This is a genomic window from Aureimonas ureilytica (assembly GCF_001475935.1).
GTDB classification, from domain to species: domain Bacteria; phylum Pseudomonadota; class Alphaproteobacteria; order Rhizobiales; family Rhizobiaceae; genus Aureimonas; species Aureimonas ureilytica_A.
On the sequence record NZ_LDQA01000146.1, the window covers coordinates 1 to 953 of the forward strand.

A 953-nucleotide genomic window follows, 5' to 3' on the forward strand; every position below is an offset into this window, starting at 1 on the left:
TCCAACCGCGCGGCGCAGGCGGCGGTCCGGTCACGACCGAGATTCAGCCGATCGGCCCGGTGGACGCGCCCGTGCCCGAGGGCCGACGCATCGCGCAGTTGAAGGTCATGCGCGACGGGCAGGTCCTGCGCGAGGAGCCGCTCTACGCGGCCAAGCCCGTCGAGGCGGCCGGCCTGTTCCAGCGCATCCAGAACAAGGTGCTCGGCCATTTCCGATAAGGGCATAGAGGCCGCCGGGGGCGGCCTCTTCGTCTGTCAGAGCGAGGGCCGCGTCATGGCATCGGCCACGGCGTGATGGGCATAGGGCTTGCAGAAGAACAGGCTGTCCGCGGGAAGATCGTCCACTTCCGGCCCGCGCACGCCCGACGTCACGAGGATGCGCACGGACGGCCAGCGCTCGCGCACCGTCGCAGCCAGGCGGTAGCCATCCATCGAGCCGGACATCTGCACATCGGTGAAGAGCACGCGAATGTCGGGTGACGATTCCAGAAGGCGGATCGCCTCGTCGGCGTTGCGTGCCCCATAGGACACGAAGCCGGCCTCTTCGGCGATGTCCATCGCATCCATCATCATCAGCGTGTTATCATCGACAATCACGGCGCCGGGGCGCTGGGGCAGGAAAGCACGACCCAAGGGAAGTATCCTTCGAACGAGACGGGCTCGGACGCGTCCGGAGCCATTAGTTCGAAGCTATTACTATAGCCTTGCGCTCACCTTTCCATGCAGCGCGAAGACGAGGCCCTCCGGCGGGAAATCCATGGACGCCGAACCGTCGAAATAGGGCGCGACGATCCGTTGGATCAGGCGCGTGCCAAAGCCTTTGCGCTCCGGCGAAACGACGGGCGGGCCGTCGGTTTCGCGCCAGGTGAGATCGAACGCGCCTTCGGGCGACACGGCCCACTCGATGTCCACATAGCCGGTTTCGTTGGATAAGGCGCCGTATTTCACGGCGTT

General features: G+C 65.6%; 1 protein-coding gene and 2 pseudogenes. 1 reads left to right on the plus strand and 2 read right to left on the minus strand.

The window, feature by feature from the left end; translation table 11 throughout:
* Positions 1-218 (plus strand): annotated as a pseudogene (locus NS365_RS23125) (D-alanyl-D-alanine carboxypeptidase); the annotation flags it as partial.
* A 36-nt stretch (positions 219-254) separates the two neighbouring features.
* Here NS365_RS23125 and NS365_RS23130 read toward each other — a convergent pair.
* Both NS365_RS23130 and NS365_RS24715 read right to left on the minus strand, forming a co-directional pair.
* Complete coding sequence (locus tag NS365_RS23130) at positions 255-632, minus strand: response regulator (RefSeq protein WP_082675536.1); 378 nt, start codon at positions 630-632, stop codon at positions 255-257.
* A 63-nt stretch (positions 633-695) separates the two neighbouring features.
* Positions 696-953, minus strand: a pseudogene (locus NS365_RS24715) (sensor histidine kinase); the annotation flags it as partial.